This is a genomic window from Micromonospora sp. NPDC049257 (assembly GCF_040678915.1).
Classification (GTDB): domain Bacteria; phylum Actinomycetota; class Actinomycetes; order Mycobacteriales; family Micromonosporaceae; genus Micromonospora; species Micromonospora antibiotica.
In genome coordinates, this window is sequence record NZ_JBFAQU010000036.1 from 39,384 (window position 1) to 52,111 (window position 12,728).

13 protein-coding genes are annotated in these 12,728 nt (G+C 73.7%); 3 read left to right on the top strand and 10 right to left on the bottom strand.

Annotation, left to right across the window (positions count from 1 at the left end; all coding sequences use genetic code 11):
* Positions 1–4 precede the first annotated feature (4 nt).
* Both AB0K25_RS29715 and AB0K25_RS29720 read right to left on the bottom strand, forming a co-directional pair.
* Positions 5–541, bottom strand: a complete 537-nt coding sequence (locus AB0K25_RS29715; protein WP_219463020.1) for an aromatic-ring-hydroxylating dioxygenase subunit beta — start codon at positions 539–541, stop codon at positions 5–7.
* Positions 538–1,911, bottom strand: a complete 1,374-nt coding sequence (locus AB0K25_RS29720) for an aromatic ring-hydroxylating dioxygenase subunit alpha (protein WP_208570002.1) — start codon at positions 1,909–1,911, stop codon at positions 538–540. The genes AB0K25_RS29715 and AB0K25_RS29720 overlap by 4 nt, the downstream gene beginning before the upstream one ends.
* Positions 1,912–2,220: 309 nt before the next feature.
* Between AB0K25_RS29720 and AB0K25_RS29725 the strand changes: the two genes are divergently transcribed.
* Positions 2,221–3,330 carry an acetamidase/formamidase family protein gene (locus tag AB0K25_RS29725; protein ID WP_363823804.1) on the top strand — a complete coding sequence of 370 codons (1,110 nt, stop codon included), beginning with the start codon at positions 2,221–2,223 and terminating at the stop codon, positions 3,328–3,330.
* 247 nt (positions 3,331–3,577) lie between these two features.
* Here AB0K25_RS29725 and AB0K25_RS29730 read toward each other — a convergent pair whose 3' ends face one another.
* Genes AB0K25_RS29730 through fdxA form a run of 7 tightly spaced genes read right to left on the bottom strand, consistent with a single transcriptional unit; the run spans position 3,578 to position 9,207 of the window.
* Positions 3,578–4,477 (bottom strand): ribokinase, encoded by a 900-nt coding sequence (locus tag AB0K25_RS29730; RefSeq protein ID WP_219463024.1) that lies wholly within the window; start codon positions 4,475–4,477, stop codon positions 3,578–3,580.
* A gap of 5 nt (positions 4,478–4,482) precedes the next feature.
* A complete protein-coding gene (locus AB0K25_RS29735) occupies positions 4,483–4,857 on the bottom strand; it encodes a cupin domain-containing protein (RefSeq protein WP_208570005.1) in 375 nt (124 codons plus the stop codon).
* A gap of 17 nt (positions 4,858–4,874) precedes the next feature.
* Positions 4,875–5,828 carry an aldolase/citrate lyase family protein gene (locus AB0K25_RS29740; protein ID WP_363823806.1) on the bottom strand — a complete coding sequence of 318 codons (954 nt, stop codon included), beginning with the start codon at positions 5,826–5,828 and terminating at the stop codon, positions 4,875–4,877.
* 7 nt (positions 5,829–5,835) lie between these two features.
* Positions 5,836–7,002, bottom strand: a complete 1,167-nt coding sequence (locus AB0K25_RS29745) for a hypothetical protein (RefSeq protein ID WP_219463029.1) — start codon at positions 7,000–7,002, stop codon at positions 5,836–5,838.
* Complete coding sequence (locus AB0K25_RS29750) at positions 6,999–7,919, bottom strand: fumarylacetoacetate hydrolase family protein (protein WP_219463030.1); 921 nt, start codon at positions 7,917–7,919, stop codon at positions 6,999–7,001. The genes AB0K25_RS29745 and AB0K25_RS29750 overlap by 4 nt, the downstream gene beginning before the upstream one ends.
* Entirely contained in the window at positions 7,916–8,896 is a 981-nt protein-coding gene (locus tag AB0K25_RS29755; protein WP_208570009.1) for an NAD(P)/FAD-dependent oxidoreductase, read from the bottom strand. Before AB0K25_RS29755 ends, AB0K25_RS29750 begins: the two co-directional genes overlap by 4 nt.
* A complete protein-coding gene (fdxA, locus tag AB0K25_RS29760) occupies positions 8,896–9,207 on the bottom strand; it encodes a ferredoxin (protein ID WP_219463032.1) in 312 nt (103 codons plus the stop codon). Before fdxA ends, AB0K25_RS29755 begins: the two co-directional genes overlap by 1 nt.
* A gap of 212 nt (positions 9,208–9,419) precedes the next feature.
* Here fdxA and AB0K25_RS29765 point away from each other — a divergent pair, with 212 nt between their 5' ends.
* On the top strand, positions 9,420–10,751 hold the full coding sequence (locus tag AB0K25_RS29765) for a hypothetical protein (protein ID WP_363823809.1): 1,332 nt from the start codon (positions 9,420–9,422) through the stop codon (positions 10,749–10,751).
* Positions 10,752–10,800: 49 nt separating this feature from the next.
* The gene (locus AB0K25_RS29770) at positions 10,801–11,610 is read left to right on the top strand and encodes an IclR family transcriptional regulator (RefSeq protein ID WP_357534186.1); all 810 of its coding nucleotides are present in this window, start codon (positions 10,801–10,803) and stop codon (positions 11,608–11,610) included.
* A gap of 21 nt (positions 11,611–11,631) precedes the next feature.
* On the opposite strand, the gene AB0K25_RS29775 is transcribed toward AB0K25_RS29770, so the two are convergent.
* Complete coding sequence (locus tag AB0K25_RS29775; RefSeq protein ID WP_357534184.1) at positions 11,632–12,387, bottom strand: IclR family transcriptional regulator; 756 nt, start codon at positions 12,385–12,387, stop codon at positions 11,632–11,634.
* Positions 12,388–12,728 lie beyond the last annotated feature (341 nt).

Below are 12,728 nucleotides of genomic sequence, written 5' to 3' on the forward strand. Positions count from 1 at the left end.
CGGCTCAGAGGATGAAGCTGAGTCGGGCGCCGGGATCCATCGACTCCATCACCGGCACGGCCCGGCGCAGCCGGAACCGCAGCCCGTCCGGGTCGACCTTGAGCACGTGCTCGTACCGGCCGACGTAGGTGTAGGCGCCGTTGTCGCGGTAGCGGTGGATGAGGAAGTTGGCGCTGATCCAGACGGTCTCCGCGCCGGCCTCCAGCAGCAGCACGTTGGAGATCATCCGGTGGGTCCGCGAGTGCGGGTTCTCGGCGTGCGCCTTGCGGCTCTTGAGCCGCTTGACCCGGGCCTGGATCAGCTCGTAGTCGTCGGCGACGAAGTACCCGGCGGTGGTGGCGTCCCAACCGGCCCAGTCGGTGGTCGGCACCTCCAGCCGGCCACCCGGCTCGATCAGGGTGAGCCACTCGTCGAGTCGCCACTCGTCGAGCAGTTGCGCCTCCCGGTAGAGGAAGTCCTCCACCTCGGCCCGGGTCACCTCGCGCGACTCCACCTTGACCACTCCCCCACGGCTCCCGGCCGTCGTTGACAACGCGCTCACTTGCCCGCACCCCCCGCGGCGGGTCCGGCGGCGGGCGTACCGGCCGGCGGGTCGCCGGCCACGCTGGTGCCCGCCCCGACGACCTCGGCCCAGCGCCGCCAGAAGCTGCGCATCGCGCCCTCGTCGATGGAGCGGCCCTGGTTGCCCTGCTTCTCGTTGGCCATGCCCCGGGACATGTCGCTCCAGTCGTGCGCGGGGTCGACCGAGTCGGCGGTCGCGGTGATGCCGCGCTGCACCGCCTCGTACGCCTCGATGTCGTCGGGGGTGGCCAGACCGCCCGGTCCGACGAAGCTGACCATCGTCTTGATCCGCAGCGCGCGGACCGACTCCGGCTCGCCGACCTCGACGAACTGCCAGGCCCGCACGTCGGTGCGGTCGGCGGCGACGGGTTCGAGCTGCCGGATGGTCAGCGCCTCCAGATCGAACAGCAGCAGGTTGGGGAAGACGAACAGGATGCGGCTGGCGTCGGCCACCTCGGCGGCGAGTTCGGGGCCGAGGCGGGCCTCCAGCTCGCGGCGCTTGGTGACGGTGCGGGTCTTCTCCTCGTCGCCGAAGCGGGGCTCCCACACCATGCCGATCCGGCCGTTGTGCCCGGTGAGCACGAGCAGCCCGTGGCCGCCGCCGAGGTCGTAGGCGTACTGGTCGTCGTCGGTGACGGCGAAGCCGGTCTCGCGCAGGTAGCCGACGAAGGTGTTGTGGGTGGGGGCGAAGTGGTAGCCGTCCATCGCGTTCTCGACGGCCAGCTTCCAGTTGCCCTTCACGCTGTAGAGCTGCACGCCCGGCAGGGTGGTCATGCCATGCTCGCCGATCTTGGCGGTCAGCGACATGTAGTGCGCGGCCGGCCCGAGGTGGGTCAGCAGGTCCGGCACGTCCGGGTCGAAGGCGACGAAGACGAAGCCCTCGTGGATCTGGAGCCGGGGCACCTGCCGCAGGGCCATCGAGGCCCGGAAGGCGGGGTCGTCGGGGTACGCGTCGTCACCGGGCAGCGCGGCCAGCTCGCCCGAGTTGCTGAACGCCCAGGCGTGGTAGAAGCACTGGAAGAACTTCGTGTTGCCCTCGCTGTGCCGGCACAGCACGGTGCCCCGGTGGGTGCAGGCGTTGAAGAAGGCCCGCACCTGGCCGTCGGCGTCCCGGCAGAAGATCAGCGGTCGACCGCCGAGGGTACGGGTCTTGAAGTCGCCCGCCTTCGGGATCTCGGTCTCGTGACCGAGATAGAGCCAGGTGTGATTCCAGATCCGGTCGACCTCGGTCCGGAAGACCTCCGGATCGCGGTACGCCGAGCGGTGCACCCGGAACCGCAGCGCCTCCCAGTCCTCGTCGATCATCGCGCCGGTTGCACCGAGCGGACGTACCGGCGTCTGCTGCGCCATCACCTCACCGCCTTCTACGTCATGCGAGACAGCATCTCGCTACACGATGCTGCTACTCCGCCATGGCAACTGTCAAGAGCAGGGAAGACTCCGGCACCGGGTTACTCGCTGTTAATACGAACGCAACACGTACCTGCTGATTCGCCGGCCACGATGCCCCACATCCGACTCGGCCCGGCCGATCCGCCCCACGGCGATCACCGGCCCCGGATGCGGCCCGCGCACCCCGTCGCCGGCCGCCGGCCACCCGCACCGGGCAGCGCCGTCCCGTCGCACCGCCAGCCGGTGTCACCCCTCCCGGAGGATGTCATGCTCCAGCCGCACGATGGCCCGATCGGTGGAACCCACTACCTGCCCAGCACCCCGGACACCTGCCTGTGGGGCCGGCTGCCCAACCGGCGGCACGACCCCGTGCTGCGGGTCGGCTCCGGGGAGACCGTGACCATCGACACGCTCAGCCACGAGGGGATCCTGGAGGACCAGGGGCGTGACCCCGTCGGCTACCTCAAGCAGTTCGACGTGCCCACCGACCGGGTGCTCACCGACGCCCGCGACCTGGCCGCCTCCGACGTCGCCCACGACTACGACGCCGACGGCCCGCACGTGGTCACCGGCCCGATCGCGGTGGCCGGGGCCGAACCCGGCGACCTGCTCCGGATCGAGGTGCTCGACCTGCTCGTCCGCGCCCCGTACGGCTTCATCAGCAGCCGGCACGGCTACGGCGCGCTGCCCGGGGAGTACCCGCTCACCCCGACCGACACCGGCCCGGACGGCGACGGCCCCCGGGAGTACGGCACCGTCAGCCACTTCACCGAGGTGATCCACCACGGCGGCCGGCTGTTCGGCACCCTGCCGTACGGCGACGGCCGCGCGGCCCGCTTCCCGCTCGCACCGTTCCTCGGCCTGATGGGCGTCGCCGTCGACACCGACGAGCCGGTCCACTCGGTGCCACCCGGCGCGTTCGGCGGCAACCTCGACATCAACGAGTTGCAGGTCGGCTCGGCCCTCTACCTGCCGGTGCAGCTGCCCGGGGCGGGTTTCTACGCCGGTGACCCGCACTACGCCCAGGGCGACGGCGAGGTGGCGCTGACCGCCCTGGAGGCACCGCTGCGGGCCACCCTGCGGCTGTCGGTGATCCCCCGTACGCAGGCCGGCCTGCTGCTCGGTGGGGTCGACGGGCCGTTCGGCGAGACCGCCACCCACTGGCTGCCGGTCGGCCTGCACGCCGACCTCGACGAGGCGATGCGGCGGGCCGTCCGGGCCGCCGTCGACTTCCTCGTCCGCACCCAGGGCATGCCCTCGCAGACCGCCCTGGCCTACCTCAGCGCCGCCGCCGACTTCGAGGTCAGCCAGGTCGTCGACGGGGTGAAGGGCATCCACTGCCTGATCCGCAAGGCCGACTTCCCGGCCCACTTCTGACCGACGGCCCCTGCTGACCGACGGCACGGGTCCCGGCCGGTGGCACCGCGCCACCGGCCGGGACGACCGGAAGGGGTCACCAACGGACCCGGGTCACCGCACGGTGCACCGGCGAGGCCCACAGCGGCACCGCCGCCACGCCGTCGCCCCCGACCGGGACAGACCGGGGGCGACGCGCAGCCGGCCGGAGCCGGGCCGCTCCGTCGCCGGAAACAGCACGACGGGCGGCAGGATCAGGGAGAACAGGTCAGGCGGCCGTGGGCACCTCGGCTCGGCGGGGCGCGGCGGCCATCGCCCCCGCCCGGGTGACGGTGACCGCCGCCGCCCGGCTCGCCCACCGGGCCGCCTCGTCGATCGCCGCGCCGTCGAGCAGCGCGTCGGCCAGGGCGGCACAGAAGGTGTCCCCGGCACCGGTGGCGTCCACCGCGTCGACCTGCTCCGCCGGCACCAGCCACTGCCGGTCGGTGGTCACCACCAGCGCGCCGTCGCCGCCGAGGGTCACCACCACCGGCCCCCGGGTGCCCAGCGAGCGGGCCATCGCGGCCAACCCGTCGACCCCGACGTCCGGCGTCGGCGCACCGGCCAGGGCGGCCAGCTCACCCCGGTTGGGCACCAGCACGTCGACCCGGGCCAGGGTCGCCGGGTCGACCGGGCGGGCCGGGGCCGGGTTGAGCACCACCAGGCCCTCCGCCAGGCGTACCGCCTCGGCCACCACCGCGGCGTCGACCTCCTGTTGCAGCAACACCGCCCGCGCCGACCCGAGCAGGTCACGCAGGGGCGCGAGGTGCTCGGGCGCGAGCCACATGTTCGCCCCCGAACTCACCGCGATGGTGCTGTCGCCGTCGGCGGTGACCAGGACGATCGCCTGCCCGGTCGGCCGGGGAGCGCGCAGCACCGACTCGGTGGTCACCCCCTCGGCGGCGATCAGCCCGAGCAGCCAGTCCCCGTCGGCGTCGATGCCGACCGCGCCGACCATCGCCACCCGGCGACCCAGCCGGGCGGCGGCGACCGCCTGGTTGGCGCCCTTGCCGCCGCCGGTACGCCGGTGGTCGGCCGCGCCGAGCACGGTCTGACCGGGGGCGGGCAGCTCGTGCAGCGGCACCACCACGTCCACGTTGAGGCTGCCCACCACGACGATGTCGGTCATCGCGGTCAGCCCTGCCCCGGACGCCAGGCGTGCGGCAGGAAGTCCGCCCGGGGCGGGGCGAAGACGTCCACGTTGATGCACGGGCCCTCGGTCGGTTCGATGTAGTGCTCCGCGCCCCGCGGCACGAGCAGCAGCGAGCCCGGCCCCATCGGGTGCGGCACGCCGTCGACGTAGTAGTTGCACCGGCCGCCGAGGATCAGCACCAACTGGTCGAAGTCGTCGTGGTGGTGCGGGTTGAGGTCCATCCCGACGGCCAGCTCGTGCCAGGCGAAGAGGACCTCGTCGGTGGCGTACACCTTGCGGCGTACCCCGGGCCGGACCTCGGTGGCCGGGATGTCGTCCCAGTTGACCGAGATGCCGTACAGCTGCGGATTGAGCATGTGAACGCGTCCCCTTCTCAGGCGGGTCGGGCAGGTGCGGCGAGCCGACGCAGGCCGGCCCCGAGCAGTTGCAGGTCCGAGCCGACGACGAGGTACCGCGCGTCGGTCAGGCCGCAGCCATCCAGCGTTTCGGCGGAGCGCTCGGCGACCCAACCGCCGAGGGCGACCCCGGTCGCGCGGGCCGCGTCGGCGATGTCCCCGGTGCGCCGCAGCAGCGGCCCCCGGTCGTCGGTGGTCGACAGGCCCAGGCTCACCGCCAGGTCGGTGGTCCCGACGAAGCCGACGTCCACCCCGGTCAGCAGGGCGGGCAGCGGGTCGTCGGTGGTCGCCGTCTCGATCTGCGCCACCAGTACGGGCGGGTGCTCGGCCTCCGCCGCCAGGTACCGGTCGAGGCCGTCACCGCCGTACCCCGCCGACGGGTGCGCCAGGCTGATGCTGCGCCGCCCGTGCGGGGCGTACCGGCTGGCCGCGCGCAGCGCCTCGACGTCGGCCCGGCGACGCACGGTCGACAGCTGCACCCCGACGGCCCCGGCCTCCAGCAGCCGGTTGACCTGGCCGGGGTCGACGGCCGGGACCCGGACCAGCGCCGGCAGGCCGGCCAGGGCGGCGAGCCGGAGCTGGTCGGTGGCGGTGCGCTCGTCCAGCCCGGAGTGCTCCAGGTCGACCACGACGAAGTCGAGGCCGGCGCGGGCGGCCAGGGCGATCACGTCGGCACCGGGCAGCTTGACGAAGGTGCCGACGAGCTGCCCGCCGTCGCGCAGCGTGCCCCGCAGCCGGGCCCGGGCGGCGTGCACGCCGGTGGGCGGCGTCGTCCCGGCGGACGCCGCCCCCGCTGCTGGCGGCCCGGCGGACGCCGGTGGCGTCGACCCGGCGGACGCCGGTGGCATCGACCCGGCGGACGCCGAACCCGGTGGCGTCGACCCGGCGAACACCTGCGCACGCCCCGGCGGGGTCGGCTCGACGGCGGACATCAGCGGGTCACGCCCCGGTGGCGGGCAGGCCGCGCCACGGCACGGTCGGCACCTGCTCACCGGCGAGCAGTACCACGGCCGGGTCCAGCCGGGGCGCGGTGATCTTGTTGCCGGCGGCGTCGGGCAGCACCGCCTCCTCGGCCTCGGCCAGCACGGTGACGTGGGCCGGGCCGCCCTCGACCAGGCTGCCGTAGCCCTCGGCCTCCAGGCCGGTCAGCCGGGCCGGTGCGGAGGTCACCCGGGGCACCAGCTGCTCCAGGGTCATCCCCATCGCGCGCAACTTGGCCATGCTGGTGACCAGGTCGAACACCGGGCCGCGCCAGTTGCGGGCGCTGGTGTCGGAGGTGACCACGTCGGGCAGGAAGCCCTGCTCGATCGCCGGGCGGGCGACGGCGAAGCTGAGATTGCTCTTGCCGTGGGCGGACTCGAACAGCACCCCGCGCTCCCGGGCGGCGTACACCTCGGGCAGCACGGTGCCGTCGTTGAGGATGCCGTACGGCTTGCCGGTGTAGCAGTGCGCCACGACGTCGCCAGGGCGCAGCAGGGGCAGGATCACCGGCAGCGGCTCCGGCGTCTCCCCGATGTGGATCATGAGCGGCAGGCCGGCCTCGGCGGCGAGCGCCAGGGACCGCTTGAGCAGCGGACGCCAGTCCATCCCGACGACGTCCTCGGAGAGCCGGATCTTGAAACCGCGCACCCGGTGCGGGTTCGCCTCGGCCACCGCCAGCGCGTCCTCCGGGACCAGCGTGCCCGGGTTGATCAGCTCACCGAACCGGAAGTCGATCAGGCCGAGGACCGAGACGTTGAGGAAGTTGACCAGCCGCATCCGGGCCGGGACGGCGACGTACTTCTCGAACGCGGCGAAGGTGGACGCGCCGACCGTGCCGGCGTCGCAGGCGGCGACGACGCCCCGGTGCAGGTGCGCCTCGTCCGGCGGGGCACCGACCTTGGAGACCTCGGCGAAGATGTGGGTGTGCGCCTCGACCAGGCCGGGCAGCACGTACTGCCCGGTGCAGTCGATCACCCGGTCGGCGTCGGCGGCGAGGCCGGGCGCGATCCGGGCCACCCGGTCGCCGGTGACCGCGACGTCGGCTACCCGACTGGCCCCGGTCTCGCCGTCGAACACCTGGCCGCCGGCCAGCACCAGGTCGTATCGGTCGGAATTCTCACTCATGACATCGGGCTCTCTGTGCGAAGCGAGTAGGTCGACGCGCTGACGGCGGCCGGCGCGGGATGGTCCGGGCCCTCGGCACGGAACCGGGTACGCAGGGGCAGCACCCCGGCGACGGTGACCTCGACCTGGTCGCCGGGGCTCAGGAAGCAGCCCCGGTCCTGGCCGGTGCCGGTCGGGGTGCCGGTGAGCACCACGTCACCGGGCTCCAGCACCACGTAACTGGTGATCCAGGCGAGCAGGTCGGGCACCGGGAAGATCAGGTCGGCGGTGCTGGCCTGCTGGCGCAGCTCCCCGTTGACGGTGGTGCGTACCCCGATGGCCTCCCGGTCGGCGACCGCGCCGAGGCCGAGCACCGAGGCGCCCAGGGCGCCGAAGCCGGGGAAGCTCTTGGCCAGGGTGGGGTTGCCGGTGGCGGCCATCACGTCCCGGGCGGTCAGGTCGTTGGCGGCGGTGATCGCGGCGAGGTGCGCCCAGACCTGCCCGGCCGGGGTGTGGTGCATCCGCGTACCGACGACCAGGGCGACCTCACCCTCGTAGTCGGACTGTTCGCTGACCGAGCCGGGCAGCGGCACGGTGTCCCCCGGGCCGGAGCCGGCGCTTGGCGACTTGAGATAGAGCACCGGTCGGGTGGGCAGCGCCCGTCCGGTGGTCCGGGCCTTGCAGTGGTAGTTCAGCCCGACCCCCCACACCGCCCGGGTGCCGGACAGCGGGGCGCGCAGGTCGCCGACGAGGGTCTCCAGCGGCAGCCGCCGCCGGACCCGGGCCTCGACGGCCGGGGTGAAGCCGAGTCCGGCGCGCAGCATGGCCGCCACGTCCGGGTACGGCAGGTCGAGCAGCTCGACGTCGTCACCGACGATCCGGCCCAGCCCGTACCGGGTGACCACCAGGTGCGCGTCGGCGGGCCCCGGGGCGGTCATGCCGCGTCCGAGGAGTGGCCGGGAACGGTGCCGAGCGCCGGGTTGACCAGCGGAGCCAGGTTGTTGACGGCGGCGGCGGCCTCACCGAAGCCGACCGAGATGAGGCGTACCTTGCCGTCGTAGTCGGTGATGTCGCCGGCGGCGAAGACCCGGGGCAGGTTGGTGCGCATCGACCGGTCCACCGCGATGTGCCGGCGACGCATCTCCAGCCCCCACTGCTCCATCGCGCTGAGGTCGGCGATGAAGCCGAGCGCGGCCACCACCGCCTGGGCGGGCAGCGTCTGGCGGCCCTCGCCGCGCACCTCGGCGATCTGCACCGCCTCGATGTGCTGCTCCCCGTCGATCCCGCAGACCTCGTACGGGGTGAGCACCCGCACGGTCGAGTCGTGCAGCTGGGTGACGCTGTGCTCGTGGGCACGGAACTGCGGTCGCCGGTGCACCAGGGTGACGCTGCTGGCGTACGGCTCCAGGGCCAGCGCCCAGTCGACGGCGGAGTCGCCGCCGCCGACCACCACGACCTCCTGCCCGGCGAGTTCCTCGAGCCGGGGTACGAAGTAGCGCAGCCCCCGGCCGAGGTGACCGCTGCCGACCGGCAGCTCGCGGGGGGTGAAGGTGCCGATGCCGGCGGTCAGCAGCACGGCGGCCGCCCGGACCTCGGTGCCGGTGTCGGTGCCGATCAGCACGTGGTCCTCGGCGCAGGTCAGCTCGATGGCGCTCTGCCCGAGCAGGAAGGTCGGCTTGGCGGTGGCGGCCTGGGTGAGCAGGGCGTCGACGAGTTCCTGGCCCCGAACGGCGGGCAGTCCGGCGATGTCGTAGATCGCCTTCTCGGGGTAGAGGGCGGCGATCTGCCCGCCGGCCTCGGGCAGCGAGTCGATCACCGCCACGCTCATCCCGCGGAAGCCGGCGTAGTAGGTGGCGTAGAGCCCGGCCGGGCCGGCGCCGACGATCGCGAGGTCGACCTCGTGCCGCTCGGCCATCAGCTGGCGCTTTCCGCGACGGCCGGGTGGTCGTGGCCGACCCGGCCGATCTTGCGGGCGCCGCCCGGGGTGCCGATCTCGGAGAAGAACTCGGCGTTGATCGGGCCGAACCGGGCCCGGTCGGCGGGCAGGTCGTCGAAGTGGAAGATCGAGGTGACCGGGCAGACCGGCTCGCAGCGCCCGCAGTCGACGCACTCGTCCGGGTTGATGTACATCATCCGGTCGCCCTCGTAGATGCAGTCCACCGGGCATTCCTCGACGCAGGACCGATCCTGTACGTCCACACATTCGTCGGTGACCACGTAGGCCATCGGTCCTCCTGCGGTTGGGTCGGCCGGCCACATCCGAGCCGACGCGGCAGGTCGGGGCGCGCAGCCGATCCGGCGTGCCGGGCCCGTTCCGCGACGTCGCCGGATGCGGGGGCGATGTCGTTTGGTGTCAGGCCACGCTAGAGACCTGGCCCAGAGTATGTCAACATACGAGACGTCATCTTGAATGAAGTCACGCAGGCGGGAGGAACCGGATGGACGACGAGGTGCCGGCGACCCTGCGCCACGCCGCCGAACGGGCGGTCGACGAGGCCACCCTGCTCGACGCCCTGGCGGCGCTCACCGCGCAGCCGACCCCGTACGGCCGGGAGCGGGCCACCGCGCACCGCGTCGCCGACTGGGCCGCCACCCGCTGGCCGGAGCTGTCCTGGCGGGTCGACCCGGTGCCGCGCACGGCGACCACGCCGGACAGCGCCAACCTGGTCGGCGGCTCCGACCTCGGCGAGCGCCCCGAGTTGTTGATCTACTCGCACCTGGACACCTCGCTGACCGGTGCCACCGACTTCGACGCCCCGATCACCGGCCGGCACACCCCCGCCCCCGCGCTGGAGCTGTCCGGCCCGGCCGGCGAGGTGGTCAGCGGCTTCGGTCTCGGGGTGGCGCGGGCGGCCGCCGCCGCCGCCCTGGTCGGTTACGCCGCCGCGGCCGAGGCCTGCCGGGCCGCCGGCCGGCCGCACCGGCTGACCCTGCTGCTCGCCGCCACCGGCACCCACCGCGACGATCCCACCGCCGGGCCGGACGACGGGGTCGCGCCGGCCCCCACCGTCGGTGGGGTGCTCCACCACCTGGACGACCGGCCACTGCCGGCCGCCGCGATCGTGGCCAAGACCAGCCCGGGCATCCTCACCGCCGAGCCCGGGGCGATGTTCCTGCGGGTACGGCTGACCAGCGGGTTCCATCCCGCCCTGTTCCGGGACACCGCCACGCCCCCCGGCGGGCTGCTCGTCCACCTGGGCGTGCTCGTCGAGGCGCTGGAGGAATTCCGGCAAGCACACCTGGCCCGTCGGGCCGACCCGGACGCACCGGTCGGCGCGGAGTTGGGCATCGGGGCGGTCCGGGCCGGCCAACCGGGCAAACCCGACCTGCTGCCCGGGGTGGTCGACGTCCACCTCTACCTGACCACGGTGCCCGGAGACGATCCGGGGCAGATCACCGACGCGCTGCGGGCGACCCTGGTCCAGCGACTGCGGGGCACTCCCCTGGCCGGCTGCGGGCTGGCGGTGGCCGGCCACCCGGCCCATCCGTCCGCCGCCACCCCGACGGACGCGCCGATCTGCCGGCACGCGGGCAGAGCCTGGCTCGCCGCATACGGTCGGCCGGCTCCACCGGTGCGCGGCTGGACCGGCTCGACCGACGGGGTGGTGCTGCGTCGACGGGGGGTGCCGACGGTACGACTGGGCCCGCCGGCGCTACCGCCCGATCCGACCGATCCCCGACGGGAAAGGTACGCGGTGCCGGAACTGATGCGCTTCGCCCGGTTGTACGCCGACATCGCACTGCGGCACCAGCAGGCATCGACAGGCTGACGTGTCATATGCCATGATACTGTCTCACTCTGCGCACAAAGGAATCCAGATGGCGGACGATGCCCCTTCGCCGGTCAAGAGCGCTGATCCCAGCTCACCGGCGATCCAGACCGTGCAGCGCGCGGCGGTCATCCTCAACGCGTTCACGGCGGCACGTCCGCGCCTGAGCCTCAACGAACTCACCGCCAGCCTCGGCACCAGCAAGGCCACCGCGCACCGCTACACCAAGGCGCTGCGGGAGAGCAACCTGCTGCGCTACGACGAGCGGGAGGGACTTTACTCCCTCGGTCCGCAGATCCTGACCCTCTCCGCCGCCGCCCGCGCGGCGATGCCGGTGATCAGCATCGCCGGCCCGCGCATGCAGCAACTGGTCCGTGAGATCGACGAGACCGTCGTGCTCAGCGTCTGGGACGGCGACACCGCCGTGGTGGTCCGCGCCGACGACAACACCGACCGGGTCATCCGGGTCAGCGTGCGTACCGGCTCGCGGCTGTCGCGCACCGAGTCCGCCCAGGGCCGGGTGTTCTGCGCCTTCCTCCCCGAGGCCGACGTCCCGGGGCTGGCCGGCGAGATCGCGGCCTCCGCCGAGCTGCGCCGGGAGGTCGACAAGATCCGGCGTACCGGCATCTCGGCCAACACGCCCTCGGCCAACGGGGTCCGCAGCATCGCCGCGCCGATCTTCCGGGGCAGCACCCTGATCGCCGCCATGGCGATCGTCGGCACCACCACCTCGGTCCCCGAGGGCACCGACAGCCCGCTCGCCATCGCCCTGCAACGCGTCGCCGCCCTGGTCACCGCCGAGCTGGGCAGCGGCGGCAACGGCCACCACCCCCCGGTCGGCAGCAACGGTCACCGCTGACGGGCGGGCAGGCCCCGGGCGTCAGCTCGCGCCGAGCGCCTCGGACAACTCCCGGGCCACCAGCCGCAGGCTGTCCGCCGCGGCGGCCTCCACCGCGCCGGACAGCGTCGTGCTGGTGCCCAGCACGGCCAACGCCGCCACCACCTGGGTACGCTCGAACACCGGCGCGGCCAGTACGCGTACCCCGAAATCCTCCGGGGAGTTGGCGGCGAAACCGTCCCGGCGGACCTGCTCGACCACCACCCGCAACCCCGCCGACAGTCGCAACTGGCGGGCCACCGCGGGCGCCTCGGCGGCCGACAGGTAGGCGCAGAACACCCGGCCCTGCGCCGAGCGGAGCAGGTCCAACGGCGAGCCGGTGCGCACACTCAACCGCACGTCACCGCTGGTGTTGTCCATGCAGCGGACCACCGTCGGCACTTCACCGTTCCAGACGCTGAGCACCGAGGTCTGGTTGGTCAACCGGGTGAGCCGGTCCAGGTACGGCTCGGCGGCGGTGACGATGGGCAGCGCCGCACGGGCGGCGGCCTCCATCGCCAACACCTGCGGACCCAGCGTGTAGGTGGCGGTGGCCACGTCGAAGCGCAGCAGGTTGGCCGCCCGCAACGCGCGGGCGTACCGGTGCGCGGTGGCCCGGCTGATGGCCAGGTCGGCGGTCAACTCGGCCAGGGTGAGCCGGGGCCGCTCGACCGAGAACGCCTGGAGGATCGTGGCGGCGCGCTGCACGGTCTGGATCGCCGGCGCGTCACCGGCCGGCTCGTCGACTCCGCCCGTCACCACGTCACCCCGCACTCGCCGCCGTCCACCGAAAGGCGAACTCTACCGAGCACGGACCGCATCCGGCGACACGGACACCACACCACGCCGCCGACTTCTCCCCCGCAACCGGCGTCCCGCCCGACAACGGACAGGCCCGGCACGCGGCCGGTCCCGCACGGCGACGCGCGGTGTCCCGACAGATCTTGGAGGATCGTGGCCCCCGGAGGGGCCATCTGCCACCAAGATCGCCGCCCGGGGACGCGGCGCGGGGGCGGGTTACGCCGGGCCGCCCGCCCCCCCCCCGCGGGGGGGCGGGGGGGTGGTGGGCCGCCCCCAGGGGTGCTGCGCCCACCACCGCG

Excerpts from the sequence above, each read along its gene's own strand:
- AB0K25_RS29730 (WP_219463024.1), bottom strand. The coding sequence starts at position 4,477 with ATGACCGACATCGTCGTGGTGGGCAGCCTCAACGTGGACGTGGTGGTG.
- AB0K25_RS29725 (WP_363823804.1), top strand. The coding sequence starts at position 2,221 with ATGCTCCAGCCGCACGATGGCCCGATCGGTGGAACCCACTACCTGCCC.
- AB0K25_RS29735 (WP_208570005.1), bottom strand. The coding sequence starts at position 4,857 with ATGCTCAATCCGCAGCTGTACGGCATCTCGGTCAACTGGGACGACATC.
- AB0K25_RS29765 (WP_363823809.1), top strand. The coding sequence starts at position 9,420 with ATGGACGACGAGGTGCCGGCGACCCTGCGCCACGCCGCCGAACGGGCG.
- AB0K25_RS29750 (WP_219463030.1), bottom strand. The coding sequence starts at position 7,919 with ATGACCGCCCCGGGGCCCGCCGACGCGCACCTGGTGGTCACCCGGTAC.
- fdxA (WP_219463032.1), bottom strand. The coding sequence starts at position 9,207 with ATGGCCTACGTGGTCACCGACGAATGTGTGGACGTACAGGATCGGTCC.
- AB0K25_RS29755 (WP_208570009.1), bottom strand. The coding sequence starts at position 8,896 with ATGGCCGAGCGGCACGAGGTCGACCTCGCGATCGTCGGCGCCGGCCCG.
- AB0K25_RS29745 (WP_219463029.1), bottom strand. The coding sequence starts at position 7,002 with ATGAGTGAGAATTCCGACCGATACGACCTGGTGCTGGCCGGCGGCCAG.
- AB0K25_RS29770 (WP_357534186.1), top strand. The coding sequence starts at position 10,801 with ATGGCGGACGATGCCCCTTCGCCGGTCAAGAGCGCTGATCCCAGCTCA.
- AB0K25_RS29720 (WP_208570002.1), bottom strand. The coding sequence starts at position 1,911 with ATGGCGCAGCAGACGCCGGTACGTCCGCTCGGTGCAACCGGCGCGATG.
- AB0K25_RS29740 (WP_363823806.1), bottom strand. The coding sequence starts at position 5,828 with ATGTCCGCCGTCGAGCCGACCCCGCCGGGGCGTGCGCAGGTGTTCGCC.